The sequence below is a fragment of the Kribbella voronezhensis genome, from assembly GCF_004365175.1.
Lineage (GTDB): Bacteria > Actinomycetota > Actinomycetes > Propionibacteriales > Kribbellaceae > Kribbella > Kribbella voronezhensis.
On record NZ_SOCE01000001.1, the window covers coordinates 1156980 to 1180420 of the forward strand.

20 protein-coding genes are annotated in these 23441 nt (G+C 68.0%); 6 read left to right on the plus strand and 14 right to left on the minus strand.

Annotated elements, in window-relative coordinates; genetic code table 11:
* Nucleotides 1-16: 16 nt before the first annotated feature.
* Together EV138_RS05055 and lepA are read right to left on the minus strand one after the other, a co-directional pair.
* The gene (locus EV138_RS05055) at nucleotides 17-928 is read right to left on the minus strand and encodes an aminoglycoside phosphotransferase family protein (protein ID WP_133977265.1); all 912 of its coding nucleotides are present in this window, start codon (nucleotides 926-928) and stop codon (nucleotides 17-19) included.
* Nucleotides 928-2814 (minus strand): translation elongation factor 4, encoded by a 1887-nt coding sequence (lepA, locus tag EV138_RS05060; protein ID WP_202866620.1) that lies wholly within the window; start codon nucleotides 2812-2814, stop codon nucleotides 928-930. Before lepA ends, EV138_RS05055 begins: the two co-directional genes overlap by 1 nt.
* A gap of 306 nt (nucleotides 2815-3120) precedes the next feature.
* On the opposite strand from lepA, the gene EV138_RS05065 reads away from it, so the two are divergent.
* The 5 genes from EV138_RS05065 to rpsT all read left to right on the plus strand — a co-directional run bounded on the left by EV138_RS05065 (nucleotide 3121) and on the right by rpsT (nucleotide 6859).
* Complete coding sequence (locus EV138_RS05065) at nucleotides 3121-4026, plus strand: aminoglycoside phosphotransferase family protein (protein ID WP_133977266.1); 906 nt, start codon at nucleotides 3121-3123, stop codon at nucleotides 4024-4026.
* Between the two features lie 38 nt (nucleotides 4027-4064).
* Nucleotides 4065-4586 carry an RNA polymerase sigma factor gene (locus EV138_RS05070; protein ID WP_238157966.1) on the plus strand — a complete coding sequence of 174 codons (522 nt, stop codon included), beginning with the start codon at nucleotides 4065-4067 and terminating at the stop codon, nucleotides 4584-4586.
* The gene (locus EV138_RS05075; RefSeq protein ID WP_133977268.1) at nucleotides 4583-5758 is read left to right on the plus strand and encodes a TolB-like translocation protein; all 1176 of its coding nucleotides are present in this window, start codon (nucleotides 4583-4585) and stop codon (nucleotides 5756-5758) included. Before EV138_RS05070 ends, EV138_RS05075 begins: the two co-directional genes overlap by 4 nt.
* 164 nt (nucleotides 5759-5922) lie before the next feature.
* The gene (locus EV138_RS05080; protein WP_166678489.1) at nucleotides 5923-6390 is read left to right on the plus strand and encodes an SRPBCC family protein; all 468 of its coding nucleotides are present in this window, start codon (nucleotides 5923-5925) and stop codon (nucleotides 6388-6390) included.
* 208 nt (nucleotides 6391-6598) lie between these two features.
* Nucleotides 6599-6859, plus strand: coding sequence for a 30S ribosomal protein S20 (rpsT, locus tag EV138_RS05085; RefSeq protein WP_112245713.1), 261 nt, complete (start codon nucleotides 6599-6601; stop codon nucleotides 6857-6859).
* Nucleotides 6860-6941: 82 nt separating this feature from the next.
* Here the strand turns inward: rpsT and holA are convergent, their stop codons facing one another.
* From holA to EV138_RS05105, 4 genes are all read right to left on the minus strand, one after another.
* Entirely contained in the window at nucleotides 6942-7877 is a 936-nt protein-coding gene (gene holA / locus EV138_RS05090) for a DNA polymerase III subunit delta (protein ID WP_238157967.1), read from the minus strand.
* Nucleotides 7878-8007: 130 nt separating this feature from the next.
* Nucleotides 8008-10431 (minus strand): ComEC/Rec2 family competence protein, encoded by a 2424-nt coding sequence (locus EV138_RS05095; protein ID WP_133977271.1) that lies wholly within the window; start codon nucleotides 10429-10431, stop codon nucleotides 8008-8010.
* Nucleotides 10418-11254, minus strand: a complete 837-nt coding sequence (locus tag EV138_RS05100) for a ComEA family DNA-binding protein (protein WP_238157968.1) — start codon at nucleotides 11252-11254, stop codon at nucleotides 10418-10420. Before EV138_RS05100 ends, EV138_RS05095 begins: the two co-directional genes overlap by 14 nt.
* A gap of 145 nt (nucleotides 11255-11399) precedes the next feature.
* Complete coding sequence (locus tag EV138_RS05105) at nucleotides 11400-12242, minus strand: DegV family protein (protein ID WP_133977272.1); 843 nt, start codon at nucleotides 12240-12242, stop codon at nucleotides 11400-11402.
* A 52-nt stretch (nucleotides 12243-12294) separates the two neighbouring features.
* Here EV138_RS05105 and EV138_RS05110 point away from each other — a divergent pair, with 52 nt between their 5' ends.
* Nucleotides 12295-12816 carry a pyridoxamine 5'-phosphate oxidase family protein gene (locus EV138_RS05110; protein ID WP_133977273.1) on the plus strand — a complete coding sequence of 174 codons (522 nt, stop codon included), beginning with the start codon at nucleotides 12295-12297 and terminating at the stop codon, nucleotides 12814-12816.
* 590 nt (nucleotides 12817-13406) lie between these two features.
* Here the strand turns inward: EV138_RS05110 and EV138_RS05115 are convergent.
* From EV138_RS05115 to EV138_RS05150, 8 genes are all read right to left on the minus strand, one after another.
* The gene (locus EV138_RS05115; protein WP_133977274.1) at nucleotides 13407-15968 is read right to left on the minus strand and encodes an ATP-binding protein; all 2562 of its coding nucleotides are present in this window, start codon (nucleotides 15966-15968) and stop codon (nucleotides 13407-13409) included.
* A gap of 185 nt (nucleotides 15969-16153) precedes the next feature.
* Complete coding sequence (locus EV138_RS05120) at nucleotides 16154-16375, minus strand: hypothetical protein (protein ID WP_133977275.1); 222 nt, start codon at nucleotides 16373-16375, stop codon at nucleotides 16154-16156.
* A 146-nt stretch (nucleotides 16376-16521) separates the two neighbouring features.
* Nucleotides 16522-16941 (minus strand): secondary thiamine-phosphate synthase enzyme YjbQ, encoded by a 420-nt coding sequence (locus EV138_RS05125; protein ID WP_133977276.1) that lies wholly within the window; start codon nucleotides 16939-16941, stop codon nucleotides 16522-16524.
* A gap of 11 nt (nucleotides 16942-16952) precedes the next feature.
* Complete coding sequence (gene leuS, locus EV138_RS05130) at nucleotides 16953-19442, minus strand: leucine--tRNA ligase (RefSeq protein WP_133977277.1); 2490 nt, start codon at nucleotides 19440-19442, stop codon at nucleotides 16953-16955.
* Between the two features lie 171 nt (nucleotides 19443-19613).
* The gene (locus EV138_RS05135) at nucleotides 19614-20510 is read right to left on the minus strand and encodes a helix-turn-helix domain-containing protein (protein ID WP_133977278.1); all 897 of its coding nucleotides are present in this window, start codon (nucleotides 20508-20510) and stop codon (nucleotides 19614-19616) included.
* Nucleotides 20507-21274, minus strand: coding sequence for a phytanoyl-CoA dioxygenase family protein (locus tag EV138_RS05140; protein WP_133977279.1), 768 nt, complete (start codon nucleotides 21272-21274; stop codon nucleotides 20507-20509). The genes EV138_RS05135 and EV138_RS05140 overlap by 4 nt, the downstream gene beginning before the upstream one ends.
* Before the next feature lie 108 nt (nucleotides 21275-21382).
* Entirely contained in the window at nucleotides 21383-21655 is a 273-nt protein-coding gene (locus EV138_RS05145) for a hypothetical protein (protein ID WP_133977280.1), read from the minus strand.
* 22 nt (nucleotides 21656-21677) lie between these two features.
* Nucleotides 21678-23360, minus strand: coding sequence for a sodium:solute symporter family protein (locus EV138_RS05150; protein WP_133977281.1), 1683 nt, complete (start codon nucleotides 23358-23360; stop codon nucleotides 21678-21680).
* Nucleotides 23361-23441 lie beyond the last annotated feature (81 nt).

The following is a 23441-nucleotide window of genomic DNA, read 5'->3' on the forward strand; positions in this document are numbered from 1 at the left end:
AGGTGTCACCGCGTTTTCAGTCCTGGATTGCTTTCACGATGGAGATGTTGCGGGTCAGCCAGTCCTGCGGGAGGGTGGCGTCGCTGCCCGCGTCCTTGAGGGTCCAGAGGACGTTGAGGAGTTGGCGGACGATGATCCAGTCGCGGGCGCGGTCCTCGTCGAGGCCGGCGGTGTCGACGATCGCGTAGAAGCGGCGGCGGAGGGCGAAACGGAGGTCACGGGCGGCGGCGAGTTCGTCCCAGCGGTTCCAGATCAGCGGGGCGACCTCGTAGTGCGGGTCACCGGACAGCGGTTTGGGGTCGATGACGAGCCAGGGTTCGCGGTCGGCCGCGAGGACGTTCTCGTAGTGCAGATCGGTGTGGATCAGGGCGCCGTCGCAGTCCGGGTCGCTCGCGAAGTCCCGGGCGAGCGCGGCCGCCTGTTCGACGTACCGGCGTGGGACCGGTGCCGAAGCGGGGAGCGCGAGCAACTCGCGAGACCACCGGGCGATCTCCCCCGAGAGCAGCTTGAACTGTGGTCCGGCCGGCACGTGCAGGCGTTTGTAGCTCGCGGCAACGATCTCGCAGGCCTCGATCTCGTCGACCGTGGTCAGGTCCCGCGGCTGCGCACGCTCGAGCAGCAAGGCGAACCGGCGGGGATCCGCCCGCAGCAACCGGATCGCCCCGTTGCCGTCCCAGATCCGGAGCGCGAGATGCTCGGTCTCGGCCTCCCAGTGCGGGAACTGCACCTTGAGCATCGCCGCCGCGCCTTCCGGCGTACGGACAGGAACCACCAACGCACAGTTCCCGTACTGCGCGCCGCCGTCGACCCGCAGTTTCCACTCGTCCAGCAGGTCGCGCGTCAGCCGCGGCAACTTGTCGAGCCACGCGGCCCAGTCGGAACCGCGCAAACCAACCTTGAGGAACTCCGCGGGAATCTCGACCGGCACTACTTCTTGGCCTTCTCCGACGGCTCGTTCGTCTTCAGCGCGGCGATGAAGGCTTCCTGGGGAACCTCGACCCGGCCCACCATCTTCATCCGCTTCTTGCCCTCTTTCTGCTTCTCCAGCAGTTTGCGCTTCCGGGTGATGTCACCGCCGTAGCACTTCGCCAGCACGTCCTTGCGGATCGCCCGGATCGATTCGCGGGCGATGATCCGGGACCCGATCGCGGCCTGGATCGGCACCTCGAACTGCTGCCTCGGGATCAGTTCCTTCAGCTTGCCGGCCAGCGCCACGCCGTACGAGTAGGCGTTGTCGCGGTGCACGATCGCGGAGAACGCGTCGACCGTCTCGCCCTGCAGCAGGATGTCCACCTTGACCAGTGCCGCGGCCTGCTCGCCGGTCGGCTCGTAGTCGAGCGACGCGTAGCCCTTCGTCTTCGACTTCAGCTGGTCGAAGAAGTCGAACACGATCTCGGCCAGCGGCAGCGTGTAGCGCAGCTCGACCCGGTCCTCGGACAGGTACTCCATGCCGTTCAGGTTGCCGCGCTTGGTCTGGCAGAGCTCCATGATCACGCCGATGTAGTCCTTCGGGCTCAGGATCGTCGCCCGCACCACCGGCTCGTAGATGTCGGCGATCTTGCCCTCGGGGAACTCGCTCGGGTTGGTGACGACGTGCTCCTTGCCGTCCTCCATCTCGACCCGGTAGACCACGTTCGGCGCGGTCGAGATCAGGTCGAGGTCGAACTCGCGCTCCAGCCGCTCGCGGACGATCTCCATGTGCAGCAGGCCGAGGAAGCCGCAGCGGAACCCGAAGCCGAGCGCGCCCGAGCTCTCCGGCTCGTACTGCAGGGCCGCGTCGTTCAACTGCAGGCGCTCCAGCGCGTCGCGCAGCGTCGGGTAGTCGTCGCCGTCGATCGGGAACAGCCCGGAGTACACCATCGGCTGCGGGTGCTTGTAGCCGCCGAGCGGCTCGGTCGCGCCGTGCACCGCGGACGTGACGGTGTCACCGACCCGGGACTGGCGGACGTCCTTCACGCCGGTGATCAGGTAGCCGACCTCGCCGACGCCGATACTGGGCGACTTCATCGGCTCCGGCGAGATGACCCCGACCTCGAGCATCTCGTGCACGGCGCCGGTCGACATCATCTTGATCTTGTCGCGGTGGGTGAGCTCGCCGTCGACCACCCGGACGTAGGTGACCACGCCGCGGTACGTGTCGTACACCGAGTCGAAGATCAGCGCCCGCGCCGGTGCGTCCTTGACACCCTTCGGCGGCTCGACCTGGGCGACGATCTCACTGAGCAACTCCTCGACGCCCTCGCCGGTCTTCGCCGAGACCCGCAGCACGTCCTCGGGACGGCAGCCGATGATGTGCGAGAGCTCGGCGGCGTACTTCTCCGGCATCGCGCCCGGCAGGTCGATCTTGTTCAGCACCGGGATGATGTGCAGGTCCGCGTTCAGCGCGAGGTACAGGTTGGCCAGCGTCTGCGCCTCGATCCCCTGCGCCGCGTCGACCAGCAGCACCGCGCCCTCACACGCCTCCAGCGACCGGGACACCTCGTAGGTGAAGTCCACGTGGCCGGGGGTGTCGATCATGTTCAGGATGTACGTCGTACCGTCGGGCGCGAGCAGGCCGCCCGGGGTGTCCGGCTTGGGCGCGAACGGCAGCCGGACCGCCTGCGACTTGATCGTGATGCCGCGCTCGCGCTCGATGTCCATCCGGTCCAGGTACTGGGCCCGCATCTGGCGTCCGTCCACCACACCGGTGATCTGCAGCATCCGGTCGGCCAGCGTCGACTTGCCGTGGTCGATGTGGGCGATGATGCAGAAGTTCCGGATCAGCGACGGGTCGGTACGACCCGGCTGCGGCACGGTCGTGGGGCCAACGGGCACGGAGGGATCCAGTTCATCTCAGGAGCAGTGCGGACAAGGCTCCAATCATCCCACGCCAGGCCAGTCCTTTCCGCATCGTTGTCCCTCGCCGAGCTATAAATGGTCTGGACCGCTGTCTCTCTAGTGTGACGAACATGATGCTGAGCCTGAGCCGACCAGGCCCCCCACCCGCGGCCGTCGCGGAGCGTGAAGCCGCGATCACCCCGCTCGACACCGACCAATGGCGATCCGCCGTACTCAATACCAGCCGTTCCGGCCGGTGGAATTGTCTGCGGGGGTGGGCGAGCACGTCTACGCTTCTGTCTTATGGCGCACGCGGTCGGGGTACGGATGCCGTTCGAGCAGGTGCCGGTTGCGGTGCGGGAATGGGTGGAGCGCTCGCTCGGGTCGTCGGTGGTGTCGGCGAGCACGCAGCACGGTGGGTTCTCGCCCGGTGTGGCGGCCCGGCTGGTGACCGCGTCGGGGCGGCGGGCTTTCGTCAAGGCTGTCGGGTTGTCGCTGAATCCCGATACGCCGACGCTGTTCCGCAACGAGATCGCCGCCATGCAGGGGCTTGCTGCCCATTCGTTGCCGCATACCCCTTTCCTGTACGACGTGTACGACGACGGCGACTGGGTCGCGCTGCTGCTCGAGGACATCGAGGGATACCTGCCACCGCATCCGTGGCATCCGCACGACGCGGCCCGCGTACTGGACGGCCTGGCCGAACTGACCGAGGCGCTGCAGCCTTCCCCTTGGCCGGAGGCGCCGGTCGCCGCAGTACGGAGTGAAGCGTTCCTGAGTCGGTGGGACCTGGTGATCGCCGACGGACTCGAAGTACCGGAGTGGGTGTCAGGGCGTGAGCAGGAGCTGGCTGAGCTCGCGCGGACCGGCTTGGCTGCGCTTGCGAAGGGCGACGGGCTGGCGCACTGGGACCTGCGGGCCGACAACATCCTGCTGACCGAGACGCGGGTCGTGTTCATCGACTGGGCGCACGCCGCGCTTGCGGCGCCCTGGGCAGACACCGTGATCCTGCACGCGGACATGCGCGGGTCGGTCGAGCTGCCCGACCTCCCTGCCGACGACGGCATCAGCGGCTTCCTCGCCGGTATCGCGGGCGGCCTCTGGTGGGGCAGCAACCAGCCGGCGCCACCAGGACTCCCCACGATCCGCGCCTGGCAACGGGAGACGGCCCTGGTTCACCTGGACTGGCTGCACGAACGCCTGAGCTGACGATGCAGCGTTTCACCCCGCGAGGCGTCTTAGGGGGTGTGACGAACCACATCGTGGCCCTGGTGCAGTCCGAAGGCACGCCAGTCGCCATCTCCGAGCTGTACCGGCAGCACTGGGTCGGCCTGGTCCGACTGGCGGTGCTGGTCGTCGACGACCCGGAGTCGGCGGAGGACGTCGTACAGGAGGTCTTCACCGAGCTCTACCGCAAGTGGCCGCTCGACGACTCCGCAAAGGTCCTCGGCTACCTGCGGACGGCGGTGCTGAACCGGAGCCGCTCTGTACTGCGCAGACGCAGGGTGGCCCGGCTCTACATCCCACCTTCCGCCCGCTCGGGTGACTCGGCGGAAAGCGCGGCCGAGCTCGGTGAAAGCCGGCGGGAAGTGCAGCGGGCCCTGCAGGCGCTGCCCATCCGGTCCCGCGAGGTGCTCGTCCTGCGGTACTACCTCGATCTCCCGTACGCCGAGATCGCCCAGACGCTGGGCATCAGCGAGTCCACCGCCCGGGCCACCTCGTCCCGCGCCCTCGCCGCCCTCACGAAAAAGCTGAAGGAACCCCGATGACCGACACCGAGACCCGCCTGCGCGACTACCTGGACTCGATGGCCGCCACCGTCCCCGACGAGCCCCCCGGCCTCGAGCTGACCCCTCGCCGCCAACGCCACTGGCCAGTAGCCCTCGCCGCCGCCGCGATGGTCGTCATCGCCGTCCCCGTCGCAATCCACCTCTCCGACCGGGACAAGGCAACCCCACCTCCCCCGGCCGAAACCACCGGCAACGAACTGCGGCTCCCGTACGTGCTGCAGGGCGCCGGTCCCGGCACATTGCACGACGGCAAGCAAACGGTGACCTGGCCCCGTGGCCTGGATGCCCCGCTGGGACGAGTGAACGGCGGATGGCTGACGGTCCAGGAGAGCATCCCCAGCAAGATCGGCGTCGGCACGCCGGACGGGCGATTCCGGCAGATAGGACCGACCGGGGCCGACTTCGGCACCCTGTCACCGGACCGGTCGAAGGTCGTCATGAGTCACGAACTCGGCAACGGGAAGACACGGATCGGCGTGTACTCCGTGGCCGGCGGCAAGGAACTCGCCGCGATCACGCTGCCCTTCGCGCCAACGATCATCTGGGCCTGGAACCAGGCCGGGATCTGGCTCGGATCGGAGAACGACGTCGGTGCACAGCCGATGCTCTGGCAGCCATCCAAAGGGCAGCCGGTGCAGCTCTCGATCCCCGGGTTCGACGCAAGCCTGGTGGGCGCCACCGACACCGACAAGGTCCAGGTCGTGACCCGCACCGACAAGGGCAGGGCCTGGTGTCTGAAAGTGGGATCGGTCAAGGGCACCGGTCTTGCGGTCGACCGTGAATACTGTGGCACCGGCAACCAGTTCTCTCCGACCGTGTCTCCCGATGGCAGGACCATGATCTACCCCGGATCGTCGTCTTCGGTCGACGGTAAGCGCACTGTCGTTCCGCAGCCGGTGGCGATCGATGTGGCCACCGGCAAGGTGACGAAGCTGCGGCTACCGCAGGAGATGCCCAGCTATCCCCCGCCGGTCTTCGAAGACGACACGCATCTCATCTACACCGACACCTCGGTCGGGGGAGGCACGCCACCGGGACAGGCTCCCGCCACCGACGGCAAACCGGTCATCCGCTGTGAGGTCACCTCGGGAGATTGCCAGTTGCTGTTCACCACACCGGAGGGAGTCTTCCTCTTGATCGGCCGCGGCTGATCAAGCCGAAGCCGGCTGCGCCCTGGGGGTGCGCAGCCGGCTCGGTTTCTCCTCAGCTGGGGTGGATGTGCATCGCCCTGGCCGGGTGTTCCGTTCTTGACCGTGGATGGCACGCTCGGTCCAGCAGCCGTCACGGGGAATCACCGTCATCGCGGAGGAACCACATGCCCGACTTCGAGGCGTCCATCACCGTCGATGCACCCCCGGACCACCTCTACGCCCTGATCAGCGACCTCCCGCGGATGGGCGAATGGAGCCCTGAATGCACCCGCGTCACCTGGGTCGGCAGTACGACGTACGCCGTACCGGGGGCGCGTTTCGTCGGGTACAACCGGGCAGGGGCGATCCGCTGGTTCACGCAGGGCGTGGTGATCGATGCGGACCCGGGCCGGCGGTTCTCGTTCCGGATCCACTTCGGGCCGATCCAGGTCGCCTTCTGGAGCTACGACCTCGCCGCCACCCCGACCGGCTGCCAGATCACCGAGTCCTGGACCGACCACCGTCCAGTCGTCCTGCGCCGCCCCCTCGCGCTCGTCTTCGGCATTCGCCGCGACCGGAACATCGCCGGGATCCACCACACCCTCGAGGCCCTCAAGACCGCCGCCGAGTCACCGGCCTCCAGTGCGTCCTGACCGGCCTGCGGGAACGATGGCGGGGCGGATCGGGGTCCAGCGGCCCTGTAGAGTGGGCACCGAAGGCAGGCGTCGGTACCGTTGCTCGGTTTGGTGCTGACCAGGGCTTCTTGCTAGTCTGTCTCTTCGCGCGTGTGCGTTGGTACTCACCCGTGCACGCACCACCTTTCCTGTATTGACCGCAAACTCCTGATCGAGGCTCTGCTCCGTGGCGAACATCAAGTCCCAGATCAAGCGCAACCGCCAGAACGAGGCTGCGCGGCTTCGCAACAAGTCTGTGAAGTCGACCCTCAAGACGGCAGTTCGCCGCTTCCGTGAGGCCGCCGACGCCGGCGACGCCGCGAAGGCGCAGGAGAACGCCCGCGTGGCGGCTCGCCTGCTCGACAAGGCCGCCAGCAAGGGCGTCATCCACGCCAACCAGGCTGCCAACCGGAAGTCGTCCATCTTCAAGAAGGCCGCTTCACTCTGATCGCGCCCTGACGATCGGCCCATCCGCCAGCGGACCGGGCCGATCGTTTTTGCGTACCCGAAACCGCCAGGCGCGTTGAACGTCAGCGGCGGCCGTGGGCGCGGCTGACGGTGATGACCATGCGCTCGAGCGCGTAACCGGCATCACCCGAGGCACCTTTGACGTCGGCGTCTGCCTGAGCGACCGCCTTGATCGCAGTCGCCAGACCGCCCGCGGTCCAGCCGCGTGCCTGCTGCTTGAGCGTCTTCAACTTCCACGGCGGTACGCCGACCTCGCGCGCCAGGTCCGCCTCGCGCAGACCGCTCGGCGCACTCGTGTACTTCGCCAGCCCACGCAGCCCGCCCGCCATCGCACTCGTCACGAGGACAGCCGCGACTCCGCAGTCCAGTGCCCAGCGCAGTTGCTCGAGCGCCGGCTCCGTCCGCCCCGCGATCGCGGCGTCGGCCACGGCGAAGCTGGTCACCTCGGCGCGGCCGCCGAAGTACTGACCGATGAGGTCCTGGTTGACCGGCTGGCCGTCCGAATCCGACACCAGCTGCGAACACGCACCGGCCAGCGCCCGCAGATCATGTCCGACAGCATCGACCAGCGCCGTCGCCGCCCGTTCGTCGATACTCCCGCCCAGCAGGCGGACCTCACCGAGCACGAACTGCGGCAGCTCCCAGGTCTTCGGCGCCGTCGCGACCACCTCGTTGACCGAGGCCTTCCGCAACTTGTCGAGAACGGCCTTGCCCTTCTGCCCGCCGGAGTGCACCAGCACCACCAGTACGTCGTCCGCCGGCGCACCGGCGTACTCCAGCAGGTGCGGCACCATCTCGGCCGGCAGGTTCTCCAGTGCCCGCAGCACCAGCACGCGCTCGGTCGCGAACAGCGAAGGACCCGTCAGCTCGGCGAACACCCCGACATCGAGATCCGCCGCCACGACGTCGGTCACCTCGACGTCGACGCTCCCTTTCGAGACCGCCGCGATCGCAGACCGCACCGCCCGGTCGGCCAGGAACGTCTCGGCCCCCGTCACCAGCAGGACATCCCCAAGCTTGGGCGCAGAATTCTTTCGAGCTGCCATAACCCCGCCAGCATCCCACGCCCCACCGACAACCACCGAACCACACCGATCCCCCTGACCTCCTCACGGCTGCTCGGTTGCGTTAGTGGGTGGGGCTGGTTGCCAGGGAGAGGCCGTGGGGTGTGGTGAGGACTGCGAGGGAGCCTTGGGTGTCGGTGCGGGCGATGGTCATGCCGGCGTGGGTGAGGAGGTCGAGGGTGCGCGGGGCCGGGTGGCCGTAGTCGTTGTCGATGCCGGCGGAAATCAAGGCGAGTTTGGCGCCGGTGGATTGGATGAAGGCAGGGTCCTGTTGAGCGGAACCGTGGTGCGGGACCTTGAGCACGTCGGCTCGAAGGTCGACTCCAGTGGCGAGGACAGCTCGCTGGGATTCTGGTTCCAGGTCGCCGGTGAGGAAGAGGCGCAGGCCGGCGACCTCGACCATCATGGCGATGCTCGCGTTGTTCTCCGGTGAACCTTCGTCGGTGGAAGTCGCAGAGGATCTGCCTGGCTGGGGCACTGCGGGAACTCGCGCCGGCCAGAAGGTGGTCCAGCTGACTGGGCCGATCGTGCGTTGTTCATGAAAGGCAACGGTTCGGAGCGGTATCCGATGCAACTCAGCCAGTTCGGCGACGCGCCTGTACTCGGCAGCGGGCGACGAATACGGCGTCACCTCGATCTCATCCACCTGCCTGCCACGCAGTACGCCGGCCAGTCCGCCGACGTGATCGGCGTGGAAGTGGGTGAAGACGAGCACCGGCACGCGAGTCACCTGCAACTCTCGCAGACAGCGGTCCATCGCTGCAGGGTCTGGCCCGGTGTCCACCACAACGGCGACGCCGGCACCAACTCGCAGTACTAGTCCATCGCCTTGGCCCACATCGCAAGCAACGAGGAGCCAGCCGTTCGGCGGCCAGGTGAGTGAACCGACGGGACGTAGTACGAGCACGGCGACCAGTACTACGGCGAGCACGACAGCGATCGGCTTCGCCAGGATGCGGTGGAGGCCGATGATCAGGGCGAGGCAGAGCAGGGTGAGTACGCCGACGCCGATCACCGTGGCGGGCCAAGCGCTTGCGGCGCCGGGAAGGTTCGCTCCTCGCTGGGCGACGAGGATGATCCAGCGAGCCGGCCAGCCCGCGAGCCAACCGGTCAGGCGAGCCAGATCCGCGCTGAGCAAGGCAATACCGGCCGTACCGAATCCGATGATCGTGGCCGGGCTGACTGCTGGGCCGGCGAGCAGGTTCGCCGCTACGGCGATCAACGAGACCTGGCCTGACAACCAGGCGACCACCGGAGTACAGGCGATCTGTGCGGCGAGAGGGCAGGCGATTGCTTCCGCCAGACGCACGGGCATCCATTTCGCGAGCGCGTCACGCCAATCCGGGCCGAGCAGAACGATGCCGGCGGTGGCCAGTGCCGAGAGGGCGAACCCGGCAGACCTTGCCAGTGACGTGTCGAGCAACAACAAGATGAATACGGCGACCGAGAGAGTCCGCACCGCTCGCCGACGGCCTCCGTTGCCGGTCATTGCTGCCAGGGCGACCAGTCCCATCACGGCGGCACGGAGCACGCTTGGTTGCGGGCGAGCGAGTACGACGAACACGACCACCATCGCCAGGCCGACGACGTTCAGGCCGCGGGCACGGATGCCGAGCAACCTGGCCAGCGGCAGCACGAACGCGAGCAGCAGGGTCAGGTTCGTTCCTGAGACCGCTGACAGGTGGGTCAGGCCGGTGACTTTGAAGTCGTCGGACAGGTCGGCGGGGAGGCCGGACTCGTCGCCCATCACCAGGGCGGGGACCAGGCCGCGGACTGCCTCCGGCTGACCGGAGACTGCTTGCCGCAGCCCGGCTCGCACTCGTTCCGCGGCTCTCAGCCACCAGGCTGGTTCGTCCAGGATCTTCGGGGCCGCGCGTGCTGAGAGCATTGCGGCGACGTCGGAACCGGACTCGACCGGCGCCAACCTCCCGCCGGCTTCGAGGTGTTGGCCGAAACGGACCTCCTTCCAGCGGGCGGGGCCGACTACCAGCACCGGCGTATTCACTCGGGTGGTCTGCCCCCTACCGGTCACCTCCTCGATCGTTGCTCTGACGACGACGTACGGCGGTCGTCGTCTGCTGGTGCTGGTCCGAACGGCTGGGTCGCCGTCGATCTTCAAGCGCACCTTCACTGCGGCTTCGGTGGAGGCGAGTTCACGCACGGGACCGGCGCGGAGGCTCTGCGCTTGCAGGGCGGACGCGAATGCCATGCCCGCCACGACGACGGTCACGCCGGCCGCCGTCACCACCCTGGGTCTGCGACGGAATCCGATGAACAGCACACAGGCAAGCAGGAGCGCAATCGCACCGGCCAGAACACCAGCAGCCGGCCGCTGACCGATCAGGATCACAGCCGTTAGCCACCCACCCGCCGCCGGCCCCAGCAACCGCAGATCCAGCAACCCCTCCCCCGACATCTCAGCCGCCGACGTGGTCCCCTCGCCGGAGGTGGCCTCGGGTGTGGGGCTCGGGTGGTCAGACGTGGACATGGGGTTTCAGGGATTCGAACTTTTTCTCGCCTACGCCGGTGACCTCCTGGAGCTCGTCGACTGTGGTGAAGCGGCCGTGTTCGGTCCGCCAGTCGAGGATTCGCTGGGCCAGGACCGGGCCGACGCCGGGGAGGGATTCCAGCTCGGCGAGGGTTGCCTTGTTGAGATCCACTGGCGTCGCGGTGGGGTTGGTGGAGGACGTGCCGGGGCCAGGAGTTGCGGCTGGTGGGGCGCCCGGGAGGCCGACGAGGATCTGCTCTCCGTCGGAGACCTGACGGGCGAGGTTGAGGTTGGTCAGGTCGACGCCGGGCAGGGCTCCGCCCGCGAGCACCAGCACGTCGGCTACTCGGGAGCCAGTGGTGGCGCGGACCAGGCCGGGCCGGCGGACCTTTCCTGCCACGTCGACGACGACTTCCTGTGGCGACGGTGACGTGCCGGGTGAGCCTGAGGTCGAGGATTGAGGAACGACGGAGCCCGAGGTCGACGGTTGGGCGACGGGCGATCCGCCGATGGCTGACGGCGCTGACGGATGGGCGTCGGGGATGACCTCGGGTCGGCTGTGGAAGACCGACCAGGCCGCCCAGGCGAGTCCGAGCACCAGGATGACGGTGAGCACCGCGATGTGTCGCGGGGCCAGCGTCCAGTTGCTTGCGCGGAGTCGATCGGGAACCACTGTCTCGGGAATCCATCCACCTCGCACCTCCTCATCACTCCCCAGTTGCTCGTCGCGTCGCACCGCTCCTGGCGCAGCCGCGTGCAGCCGGGCGAGCGCGCGGCGGCGCCCGTCCGGATCGGGCGCTGGGGTTCGGCGTCTGACCTTCACGCCAGAGAAGGTACGAGCGTTGGAGCCGCCGGCCAGAACCAGTTCCAGGCCTGTGGAAACCGCTGCTCAAGAGGAGCGGTCTGGCGGGGGTGTCGGCGCAGGGTGAAGCGGACGCGGGGCTGGGTGAGCGGCGCCGCGGCTCGGGTTAGTAAGGCGCTACAACTACGGCGAGCATGCCGGGGCCGACATGGGCACCGATCACGGCGCCTACCTCGCGGAGGACGATCTCGTCGGCTTGCGGCAGGCGCTCGGCCAGGCCGTCGGCGAGGGTCTGGGCCTTGTCGAGGTTGGCGAGGTGGTGGACCGCGAGCTGGACCGGACCGTCCCCGGCGCGCTGGACGGCAATGTCGGCGAGGCGGGCGATCGCGCGACTCGACGTACGGACTTTTTCGAGGGGGACGATTCGGCCGCCGCTGATGGTCAGGAGCGGCTTGACGGCGAGCGCCGTGCCGAGCAGGGCCTGGGCGGCGCCGATCCGGCCGCCACGGCGCAGGTACTCGAGGGTGTCGACGTAGAAGTAGGACGACACGGCCGACATTCGAGCCCGCGCGGCTGCCTCGACACCTGCCTGGTCAGCGCCGCCGGCAGCGGCTGTCGCAGCCGCGAGCACGGGGAAACCGAGCCCCATCCCGAGGGAGCGCGAGTCGACCACCCGGACCGGGATCGGTGACTCCTTGGCTCCGATCATCGCTGCCTCGAACGTGCCGGACATGTCGCCGGACAGGTGGATCGAGACGATGGACTCGGCACCGGCGGCGGCACACGACGCGTAGGTGTCGGCGAACGACTGCGGAGCCGGCCGACTGGTGGAAACGGGCGTGAACGTCTTCAGCGCCTCCGCGACGGCGTCCGCGCTGGTGGCACCGTCGTCGTACGACGTGCCGCCGATCACCACCTGCAGCGGTACGACGGTCAGCGGGAGCCGGAGCACCTCGTGCGCCGACAGACCCGCGGTGGAGTCGGTGACGACGTGCACGCGGGCAGACATGCAGCGAGGTTACCGGACAGTTTCGTCGGCGCCTGGTGTCAGACTGCCAGGCATGTTGGACAGCCCCGAGGAAATCGCCGCGCTGCAGCGGCTACTGGATGCGGCTTACGAGGGCTCGACCGAGCATCTCCGCAACATCATCACCGACCCGCGCCGGCTCGACGCACAGAATCTGGTCGACCTGCTGACCGGGATGCGCACGCTCAACCTGGCCACCGTGACGGCCCACGACGAGCCCCGGATCAGTGCCGTCGACGGGCACTTCCTGCATACCCGATGGGTCTTCACGACCTCCGGCACGGCGGCGAAGGCGCGCCACCTGCGAGCCAGACCGGCCGCGAGCATCTCGTACGTCGACGGCGAGCGGATCGGCGTCTTCAGCCACGGCCAGGTGGAGTTCCTCACCACCGAGCACCCCGACTTCGGCGAGATCGAGGCGCATCTGACCAAGCACTACGGGAGCTCACCGAGCAGCTGGGGTCCCGAGATCGTCTACTGCCGCCTGCAACCCACCTGGATGGTCGGTTACGCCTTCGACAAGGCAGCGCTGCTCGACGAGAAAACGGCGCGGTGAGGCGGAGGCCAACCCCTCCCGCTGGCCTCCACCTCACCGATAGAGCTGGCTCCCCCTCGGTGTCAGCTCTTCAACGCCTGGTACCGGCTGTGCGGCGAACCGTCCCCTGTGCGGTTCACCGCGAATAACCCCGGGAGACCCCAGCGGCCGACCCACCGGTGGGTGACCAAACCCACCGGCTTTCCCGTATCGGCCGGGTCAGCACTCGTCCCCTGTGTCGTGTGCCTGACCGCTGCTGGGACCTCACCCCGGGTCCGGTGCCCTGACGGCGCACGGCACCCGGTTTGTCGTAGAACAGACCCGCACGCTGCAGCACTCCGGAGCCCTCGCCAACCGGTCGGCGCCCCCACCGTCCGGCCGTCGGATGTACTCCGCGTCGCCTGCTCCAGGTGTTCGAGCCGAACCGGCAGTCCGGTGGACTGTGCTTGCCTCGTCACAGCCACCACCCCGTTTCTCTGCCGTCAGCCCGAACCCGGTCTCGGATCTCTGTCTCGTGGACCCTGTCCTACGGCTGTAATTCTTGTGTCGGGCCGCATGTCAGGACGAGGCAGAAGTACCGGCAGTTCCCCGGCAGCTTGGCCGGATCCGCGTCAGGAAAGCGCAGTCAGTACGTCGTCCGCCAAGCGCTGGACGGACTCGGCAGGGTCCGGCTCGGGCCAGCCGGAAGCCTCCGTGGCGCGGGCACACGACTCCTGCAGCACTCCCCAGGCAGTCGGCAGCATGGGCGGGTCCATCGTGCGCTGCCAAGCCAGTAGCTGCCCGCAGAGCCGGTCAGCCTGCTCGTGCTGACCCAGCGCGTGCAGCACGGCTACAGCTTCGGGCAGCACGTCCAGCAGGTACACGACCCGCCCCTCGGCCAACAGACGGCTTACAGCGTCTCGGATGGACAGGCGAGCCTGTTCGAAGTCCTGGCCCTGCCGGGCCAGCCTGCTGCGGTACAGCATCACAAGGTAGTCGAAGTAGCCCCGGTGACCGCGAATGTCCGCGTCGGCCTCGTCCAGCAAGGCCTGAGCCTGGTCGTACTTGCCGGCCTGGAACTCCACCATGGCCAGGCAGCCCGCCACCTTGGTCCGGTCCGGGTCGTCCGAGGCCTGACTGTCCCTGGCCAGCTCCGCCCAGCGACGCGCCTCGTCCAGGTTGCCGAGCTCCAGCTCCACCCGGCTCAAGGCCATGTAGGCGATCTCGTCCGGATAGACCCCGGGGTTCGACAGAGCGGCAGCCCAGGCGAGCAGTAGCTCCTTGGCCTCGGGGAGCCGTCCCCAGCGAGCCAGGGCGAGCCCACAGATCGCCTGCACGGTCGCGGACCGCTGTGCGTCGCCGTGCCCCCGGGCGTCGTCCACCAGCGCCGGTATCTCGGCCAGGCTCACAGTGTCGAGCAGCAGCGACCCCGACGACACCCAGCCACCTCTGGCGACGAGACCCATCTCCGACTCCGGCGGCATCAAGGTACGAGCCTCGCCGTAGTGCCGACGCGCAGCCCGGACGTCCCCAGTGAGACTCGACAGCCGACCGGCGATCGCCAACAGCCGGCCGCTCGTCTCCTTGTCGGCCACGTTCTCCGCCGCGGCGCTGGCCCACTGGATCCCGCTCTGCGCCACACTCGCCTGGTACTGCCAGGCGATCCGGAAGCCGAGCACGATCCGCGCGGCGGTGTCCCAGTCGCCCAGCTCGGCCGTGCGTTCCAGTGCGACCTCGAAGGTGGCCGAGTTCGCGTTCGCGGCGCGGTACCGGCGATCACGGTCCGGCGAGGACCAGGCCCCGTCCAGCCCTTCCACGTACGTCGAGCACCAGGCGACCGTGCGATCGCGGAACTCGGTCAGGTCGGAGTCCTGCGACGACAGCCCGGCGTACGCGTGCTCGCGGATCGTCTCCAGCATCTTGTACCGCGCGCCGTACAGCGCCTCGAACTCGAGCACCGGTTGCAGCAGCGACTTGTCCACCAGCTCGGCCAGCAGCATCGGTACGTCGGCGGCGTCGATCGGCGGCCCCGTACAGACACCGACGACCGCGTCGAGAGTGAACGGCGACCCCAGCATCGACGCGCGGTACAGCAACTGGCGCGCGGGGTCGGAGAGCGCGTCGACGCTCCAGGCGATCGTGTCGGCAAGGGTGCGCTGGTGGGGTGCTCCGAACCGGCGCGGCCCGGACAGCAACCGGAACCGGTCGTCCAGTGCGGTCAGGATCGTCTCCACCGACAGCGACCCGGCCCGAGCGGCCGCAAGCTCCAGGGCCAACGGCAACCCGTCCAGCCGCTGGCAGAGGCGAGCGACGGTGGTGGCGTTCTCCGGCGTCAGCTGGAAGTCCGGCCGCACCCGAGCGGCACGCCGTACGAACATCTCGACGGCAGGGCTCGCGGCGATCTCGGCGAAGTCGGTGTCGTTCGCCGGTACGCCGAGCACCTGCACGCGGCGGACGACCTCGTCCGGCAGGCCGAGCGGGATCCGCGAGGTCACCAGTACGCCGATGCCGGGGAAGCTGCGCACCATCCGGTTGGCCACAGTCGCGACACCGTCGAGCACGTGCTCGGCGTTGTCCTCCACGATCACCAGATCACCGGGCTTGCGGCCGGCCAGCACATCGTCGAGATCAGACGTCCCAGGAGCAGTCCCGAACGCGTCGAGGATCGCGGACGGTACTGCGGCGTCGCGCTGAACCGTGGTCAGGTCGACGACGACAACCGTCGTGTCGGCTCCCGAGAAGCGGTCGGCCGCGGCCAGCGCGAGCTCGGTCTTGCCGACGCCACCCGGACCGACCAGGGTCACCAGGCGGTTCTGCCGCAGCAGCGCCTCGAGCTCGACCAGTTCGTCCTCACGGCCGACGAGACCGTCCGGGATCGGTCTGGTGCCGCGCCAGCGCAACCCGGTCGGAGCCGGAGCGGCCACCGCGATCACCGGCCGGATGGTGGCGTGCCCGGCCGCGGCCAGGAACCTGCCGGCATCGCCGTCGCGCAGACCGAGCCCCTCGGCGAGCAGCCGGACGGAGTCCTTCCGCGGTCGCGCGACCCGGCCCGCCTCGAGCTCGCGGATCGTGCGCACACTGAGCCCGGCGCGATCGGCCAGCTCCTCCTGGGAGAACCCTGCCTGGACCCTCAAGTCGAGCAAGAGGTCGGCAAAACCCCGCCGTCCCTCGACCCGGCCATCAGCGTCCGACAAAGCCCGTCACCCCTTCAGAGCCTCACACGTCCCTCGCACAACATAGCGTGACAGCTTCTCAGATAACGGACGCACCTGGCGACCGCAGTCCGGGACGGCGTCCCGCCGAAGGACGGACAAAATGGCCGAATTCGACCGGGCCGGGCGAAAAGAACGGCTTTACTGACGCGGCAAGAATGCCATTGTCAGGCCGTCGCGCCGACCGCCACCGGCTCATTCTGCGGCTCGGTCCGCGGCTCGGTCCGCGGCTCGGCCAAAGAAACCAAAGAAAGCTGGGGCTCGTAGAGGGAAAGCACTCCGGCCCACTCCTCGATCCGCGCCCGGGTGACGGCGCGACCGAGCTCGGCGTTCAGGACGCTCCCCGCGCAGATGCCACGGGTCGCACGGACCAGCAGTTCAGTGCTCACCGAGAGCCACTGTTCGCGAAGGGTTGCCATAGCCAGTATTCAAGCGAAGCTGTGTTTCGCGAACGTAACGTGACAGGCAACATCGCGATAAGTCACCAAATACCGCAATTACCGCATTGCCGGTAGTCCAGCAACAGCTTGAACACTCAGCTTGGCAACCAGGACAACCGGACCTGCCGGCGTGGATTGTCCACGTTGGTGTCGACCAGGCAGATCGACTGCCAGGTCCCGAGCATCATCCGGCCGCCGATCACCGGCACCGTCGCGTACGGCGGGATCAGGGCCGGCAGCACGTGATCGCGCCCGTGACCCGCTGAGCCGTGCCGGTGCTGCCACTCGAAGTCCTTCGGCAGCAACTGCTCCAGCACCGCCAGCAGGTCCGTATCGCTACCGGCTCCGGTCTCCAGGACCGCCAGTCCGGCGGTGGCATGCGGCACGAACACGTGCAGCAGCCCGTCGCCCTGGGCCTGGTGGGCCTCAGCGGCGACGAACTGCTCGCACCTGCTGGTCAGATCGAAGACGACCTGCTGACTACCGGTACCGATGTCGATCAGCTCGGAACGCATACGGCAGCGTCTCAGGCCGGGACGATGTTCACCAACTTGGGCGCGCGGGCGATCACCTTGCGGATACCCCGGCCGTCCAGCGCGGCCTGGACCGCGTCGTCGGCCAGCGCCAGCTTCTCCAGGTCGGCGTCGGTGATGTCCGGGGACACCTCCAGCCGGGCCTTCACCTTGCCGGCGATCTGGACCACGGCGGTGACCGAGTCCTGGACCAGCAGCTCCGGGTCGACAGCAGGCCAGCCCGCCTTCGCGACGGTCGGCTGGTGACCCAGGTTCTCCCACATGTCCTCGGCCGTGTACGGCGCGACCAGGCTCAGCAGGATCGCCACCGTCTCGACGGCTTCCCGTACTGCGGGGTCGGCGGCACCCGGTCCGGAGTCGATCGCCTTGCGGGTCGCGTTCACCAGCTCCATCACCCGGGCGACCATCACGTTGAACCGGTACGACTCGATCAGCTCGGTCGCGTCGGCCACTGTGCGGTGGGTCAGCTTGCGCAGCGCCAGGTCACCGGTGGACGGGTCGGACCCGACCGGCGCCTCGACCGAACCGCTCAGCCGCCAGGCGCGCTGCAGGAAGCGCAGCGAACCGCCGGGTGACAGGTCGGCCCAGTCGATGTCGTCGTCCGGCGGACCGGCGAACACCATCGTCAGCCGGATCGCGTCGACGCCGAACTCGTCCAGCTGGTCGCCCAGGTTGACCCCGTTGCCCAGCGACTTGCTCATCGCCTTGCCCTCGTTGATCACCTGGCCCTGGTTCAGCAGCCGGGTGAAGGGCTCGACGGCGTCCAGCATGCCCATGTCGTGCAGTGCCTTGGTGAAGAAGCGCGCGTACAGCAGGTGCAGGACGGCGTGCTCCTTGCCACCGACGTACTGGTACGCCGGCATCCAGCGGTTCACGGCCGCCGGGTCGAACGCGCCCTCGGTGTACTCCGGGGAGCAGTACCGCAGGAAGTACCAGGACGAGTCGACGAAGGTGTCCATCGTGTCGGTGTCCCGCTCGGCGGGTCCGCCACACTTCGGACAGCTGACCTCGACCCAGTCACGGGCCGACGCCAGGGGCGAGACACCCCGGGGAGCGAGAGCCGCACCCCGCAGGTCCGGCAGCTCGACCGGCAGCTGGTCGTCCGGCACCGGCACCTCGCCGTCGACCGGGCAGTGGATGATCGGGATCGGCGCACCCCAGTAGCGCTGCCGGCTCAGCAGCCAGTCGCGCAGCCGGTAGTTGATCGTGCGCTCGCCCAGACCCTTGTCCTCCAGCCAGTCGATGATCTTCGCCTTGGCCTCGGTCACTCCCAGGCCGTCCAGGCTGATCTCGTCGTTGGCACTGTTGATCGCCGGGCCGTCGCCGGTGTACGCCTTGCCGTCGAAGCCTTCCTCCGGCTGCACGGTCCGCACGATCGGCAGGCCGAACTTCTCCGCGAACTCCCAGTCGCGCGAGTCCTGCGCCGGCACGGCCATGATCGCGCCGGTGCCGTAGTCGGACAGCACGTAGTCGGCGGCCCAGATCGGGATCCGCTCGCCGGTCACCGGGTTGGTCGCGTACGACCCCAGGAAGACACCGGTCTTCTCCCGGTCCGTGCTCAGCCGCTCGATCTCGGTCGAGGACTTGACCGCGGTCAGGTACGCGTCGAACGCCTCCCGCTGCTCCGGCGTCACCAGCTCCTCGGCCAGCTTCGCGTCCGGGGCAACCACCATGAAGGTGGCGCCGAACAGCGTGTCCGGACGAGTCGTGAACACCTTGATCGGCTCGTCACGGCCCTCCACCTTGAAGTCGGTGAAGGCGCCCTCGGAGCGGCCGATCCAGTTGCGCTGCATCAGCAGGATCTCTTCGGGCCACTGCAGCAGGTCCATGTCGTCCAGCAGGCGCTGCGCGTACTCGGTGGTCTTGAAGTACCACTGGGTCAGCTCGCGCTTGGTGACCTCGAACCCACAGCGCTCACACCGGCCCTGGACGACCTGCTCGTTGGCCAGCACGGTCTGGTCGTTCGGGCACCAGTTCACGTACGACGCCTTGCGGTAGGCCAGCCCACGCTCGTAGAACCGCAGGAACAGCCACTGCGTCCACCGGTAGTACTCCGGGTCGGACGTGTGCAGCCGGCGCGACCAGTCGAAGCTCAGCGCGTACCGCCGGATCGACTCCGCCTGGGTCTCGATGTTGGCGTACGTGTACGTCGCCGGGTGCTCGTTGCGCTTGATGGCCGCGTTCTCGGCGGGCAGCCCGAAGGAGTCCCAGCCGATCGGGTTCATCACGTCGTAGCCCTGCTGGAACCAGAACCGCGACAGCACGTCGTGCAGCGCGAACACCTCGCCGTGACCCATGTGCAGGTCACCGGACGGGTAGGAGAACATCGTCAGCGCGTACCGGCGCTCGGCCGAGCCGTCGTCGCGCGCCTTGAACGGGTCGAGCTTCTCCCAGACCGGCCGCCACTTGGCCTGCATGGCATTGAAGTCGTAGCCGCCGCGGTCGATCGCGCCGTCCGCCTCGTGCTCCACCTGCTCGCTCACCGTCGTACTCCTGCGTCTTGAGATGTCATGGGAACCCTGCCAGAAAGTGCTGATAAATGAAAAAACCCCTCACACAGGAGGGGACGCCGTACTGACCGGCGCAGAAGGCGCCTGATTGCCAGTACGGCTAGCTAAGGAGCAGGGTCACTCGCATACGCCCAGATTAGCGCATCAGACGAACGACGTCCCCCCGGTACGGCGGAACTCGCCAGGCGTCCGGCCGTAGTGACGTTTGAAAGCGGTGGAGAACGGCCGTACGTCGGAGTACCCGCAGGCGCGCGCCACGTGGGTGACAGTGAGGGTGTGGTCCAGCAACAGCTGTGCTGCGAGCTCCAGGCGCATCCGGCGCAGCGTGGACATCAGGGAGGCTCCCGTGACCGTCTGGAAGAGCCGCTCCGCGTGCCGCTCGGACAGGTGCACGGCTGCCGCGACCTCTCGTACGGTCACCGGTCGGGCCAGGTTGTCGAGCAGATGCCGCTGCATTGCCTCCACCACCACTGGACCGCGGTCGCGCACTATCGGCTCTACTGAGAGGTCCTGGTCGAGCGCGAAGGCTCTGGCGGTGTCGAGCACCAGAGCAGCGCCGAAGGCCGCCAGCGATTCGCTGTAGCCGGAGCGTGGCGACGCAGCCTCACCGGCCAGAGCCGCGACGACCGCAGGTAGTCCACCGACGGCTGTGGACACCACCGGCCCGTCCGGTCGAGTCAGTCCCGACCACCAGCCGTTCCCCGGCGTACCGGACATCGCCCGGAAGGTGAAGCCCCAGAAGGCGATGCCCAGCGGCGACGACCGGCTCGACTCGATCTCGTGGACGTCACCCGGCCGCGCCAGGAACACGTCCCCCTCGCCGACCGCGTACTCGGCTTGACCGGAGTTGAAGCGCCCCTCGCCGGCGTACGCCAGGCAGACCTCGTGGAACGAGTGGCTGTGCCAGTAGTTGCGCCAGTACTCCGGCCGGTAGTGCCCCCAGCTCACGAAGTCGGCCCGGAAGCCGCCGACCTCGCAGGACTCCAGCAGTCCCGCGAGGTCCACGAACCGGTCCGCTGTCGCGACAGCCGCCAGACTCAAGCGCCACTCCTACCGGTCGGGTCCACTCCCCTCAGCATCATGCCCTGCCCCAGCGAGTGGTCGTGGGTCTTCACCGTGGGCGGGTCGGACGGGTCGCGGTACTGCACGAGCCAGGTGGTCCGCGGCTCGTTGCTGACGTTCACCCCCGAGCCGTGCACGGTCAGATAGGTGAAGAACAGCACGTCGCCGGCCTCGGCGGGCTGCGGTACCGCGTCGTCGAACGGTACGTCGGGCAGGTGGAACGAGCCCTCCGGGTCGTGCTCCCGCGGACCGCCGAGGTGGCTCCCGGGGATCACCCGGACGCAGCCCTTCTCCTCCGGTGCGTCGTCGAAGTGGAAGATCGCGGCGCCGACCCGGTGGTACTTGTGCGGGAAGAACGGGTAGTCCTGGTGCAGCGGGAACGGCGACCCGTTCTCCGGCGGCTTCACGAACAGCTTGGTGTGATGCAGCTGGACGTCCTCCACCCCCATCACCGCGGCGGCCACGTCGGTGAACCGCGGGTCCACCAGCAGCCGCGAGAACGCCGCGTCGTAGAACTGCGCGTCATGCAGATGCTGTAGCCGCGTCCTGCCGCCCGACATCCCCATCGCGGACTGCCAGGTCGGGTCGTCGTCGCGGTTCAACCGCTCCAGCAGCGCATGGCTGGTGGCGCGATAGGCGGCCGCTTCTTCCTTGCTCAGCAGGCCTTTCACCAGTACGAAGCCCTGCTCGGCGTACTGCGACGCCAGCGCCGGCAGGTCCGTCGTACCTTGCGTGATCGTCATCTCGGAATCCTCCTGTTCGGGTACTCCGAGCCTAGGAACAGCACGCGCGGAACGGCAGGACCGTGCCGGACACCGATGTTCGCCGAACGGACATCGTCCGCGCCCGGACTACTCCCTGTCCTGCCTCGCGGCCTGCTCGGCGGCCTGCTCCACCGGTACGACGATCGGCCGCAGGCGGGCCCAGAGCACGAACAGGGCGGCGAAGACCAGCATCGCGATGCCACCCCAGAGGTTGATGTTGATACCGGCCGCCTTGTCCACCTCCGCCGGGTCCGCGATGATGCCGAGGATCGTCAGCACCACACCGTAGATCGCGATCAGCGCGGCGATCACCACCCGGATGTCGAACGCTCCGGCCTTCTTCTTCTGTTGCGCAGCCATGTCGAGTCTCCTTTCCGGGCGTTCAGCCGAAGACGACGTTCAGGACGACGACCAGTGCCAGCGAGATCCCCGCCAGCAGGGTCGGCTTGCGGTACCAGCCGTGGTCGCCTTCCTGGGCGGCCTCGGACCGGTCCTCCTTCGGGGTCAGCGAGTACACCAGCCCCTTCAGCTCCTCGTCCGTCTTCGGCCTCGTCACCAGGCTGACCACGACGCTGAGCAGGATGTCGACCACGAACGCCGCACCGGCGCCGACGAAGCTCGCACCCTGGCCCGGCAGGTCGATCGCGCCGTTCTCCGAGAGCACGAAGACGACGATCGCGGTCGCCGTACCGCTCACCAGACCGATCCAGCCGGCCGCGGCGGTCATCCGCTTCCAGAACATACCGAGGATGAACGTGGCGAACAGGGGTGCGTTGAAGAACGAGAACAGTTGCTGCAGGTAGTCCATCAGGTTGCTGTAGCCGGAGGCGATCGCCGCCGTACCGATCGCGACGATCGTGCCGCCGACGGTCAGCCAGCGACCGGTCCGCAGGTAGAACGCGTCGTCGCGGTCCTTGATGATGTACCGCTCGATCAGGTCGTAGGTGACGACGGTGTTGAACGAGCTGAGGTTGGCCGCCATGCCGGCCATGAACGAGGCGAGCAGACCGGTGATCGCCAGGCCGAGCATGCCGTTCGGCAGCAGGTCACGCATCAGCAGCAGCAACGCGTCGTTGTAGTCGACCGAACCGCCACCGGTCTGCTTGTACTTCTGCAGGTCCGGTACGGCGACCGCGGCGATCATGCCGGGGATGATGACGATGAACGGCACGAACATCTTCGGGAACGAGCCGATGATCGGGGTCCGCCGGGCCGCCGACATGTTCTTGCTCGCCAGCGCGCGCTGGACCTCGACGAAGTTGGTGGTCCAGTACCCGAACGACAGCACGAAGCCGAGACCGAAGATCAGGCCGATCACCGACAGGAAGCTGTTGTGGAACCCACTCAGCTCGGCGCCGGGCCAGGCGTGCAACTGGGCCGATCCGCCCTTCGGATCCGCGGTGATCTTGTCCACCAGGCCCTGCCAGCCACCGACCTTGTGCAGCCCGACGATGGTCAGCGGCAACAAGGCGGCCACGATCACGAAGAACTGCAGCACCTCGTTGTAGATCGCCGCCGACAATCCGCCCAGGGTGATGTAGCTGAGCACGATCACCGCGGCGATGACCACCGACAGCCAGATCGGCCAGCCCAGCAGCACGTTCACGATCGTCGCCAGCAGGAACAGGTTCACGCCGGCGATCAGCACCTGGGCGAGCGCGAAGCTGATCGCGTTCACCAGGTGCGCCGGCTTCCCGAACCGTCTGAGCATGAACTCCGGCACGCTGCGGACCTTGGAGCCGTAGTAGAACGGCATCATCACGACGCCGAGGAACAGCATCGCCGGAATGGCGCCGATCCAGAAGTAGTGCACGGTCGGCATCCCGTACTGCGCGCCGTTGGCCGACATCCCCATGATCTCGATCGCGCCCAGGTTGGCCGAGATGAAGGCCAGGCCGGTCACCCAGGCCGGTAGCGACCGGCCGGAGAGGAAGAAGTCGAGGCTGTTCGACACCGCGCGTTTGGCCAGATAGCCGATCCCGAGCACGAAGGTGAAGTACAGAGCAATGATGATGTAGTCGATCGCCTTGGCATCCAGCCGCAGGATCGAATCAAGCGCGAGCATCGGCCCTCCGCATCGTCGTCATGACGCAAGGTGGTGTTACCGGTGAGGAACGTTACTCCTGTGCCCACCCGCATTCGCGCC

Excerpts from the sequence above, each read along its gene's own strand:
- EV138_RS05150 (WP_133977281.1), bottom strand. The coding sequence starts at position 23,360 with ATGCTCGCGCTTGATTCGATCCTGCGGCTGGATGCCAAGGCGATCGAC.
- EV138_RS05145 (WP_133977280.1), bottom strand. The coding sequence starts at position 21,655 with ATGGCTGCGCAACAGAAGAAGAAGGCCGGAGCGTTCGACATCCGGGTG.
- EV138_RS05140 (WP_133977279.1), bottom strand. The coding sequence starts at position 21,274 with ATGACGATCACGCAAGGTACGACGGACCTGCCGGCGCTGGCGTCGCAG.
- EV138_RS05065 (WP_133977266.1), top strand. The coding sequence starts at position 3,121 with ATGGCGCACGCGGTCGGGGTACGGATGCCGTTCGAGCAGGTGCCGGTT.
- EV138_RS05110 (WP_133977273.1), top strand. The coding sequence starts at position 12,295 with ATGTTGGACAGCCCCGAGGAAATCGCCGCGCTGCAGCGGCTACTGGAT.
- EV138_RS05125 (WP_133977276.1), bottom strand. The coding sequence starts at position 16,941 with ATGCGTTCCGAGCTGATCGACATCGGTACCGGTAGTCAGCAGGTCGTC.
- EV138_RS05095 (WP_133977271.1), bottom strand. The coding sequence starts at position 10,431 with ATGTCCACGTCTGACCACCCGAGCCCCACACCCGAGGCCACCTCCGGC.
- EV138_RS05105 (WP_133977272.1), bottom strand. The coding sequence starts at position 12,242 with ATGTCTGCCCGCGTGCACGTCGTCACCGACTCCACCGCGGGTCTGTCG.
- EV138_RS05075 (WP_133977268.1), top strand. The coding sequence starts at position 4,583 with ATGACCGACACCGAGACCCGCCTGCGCGACTACCTGGACTCGATGGCC.
- EV138_RS05080 (WP_166678489.1), top strand. The coding sequence starts at position 5,923 with ATGCCCGACTTCGAGGCGTCCATCACCGTCGATGCACCCCCGGACCAC.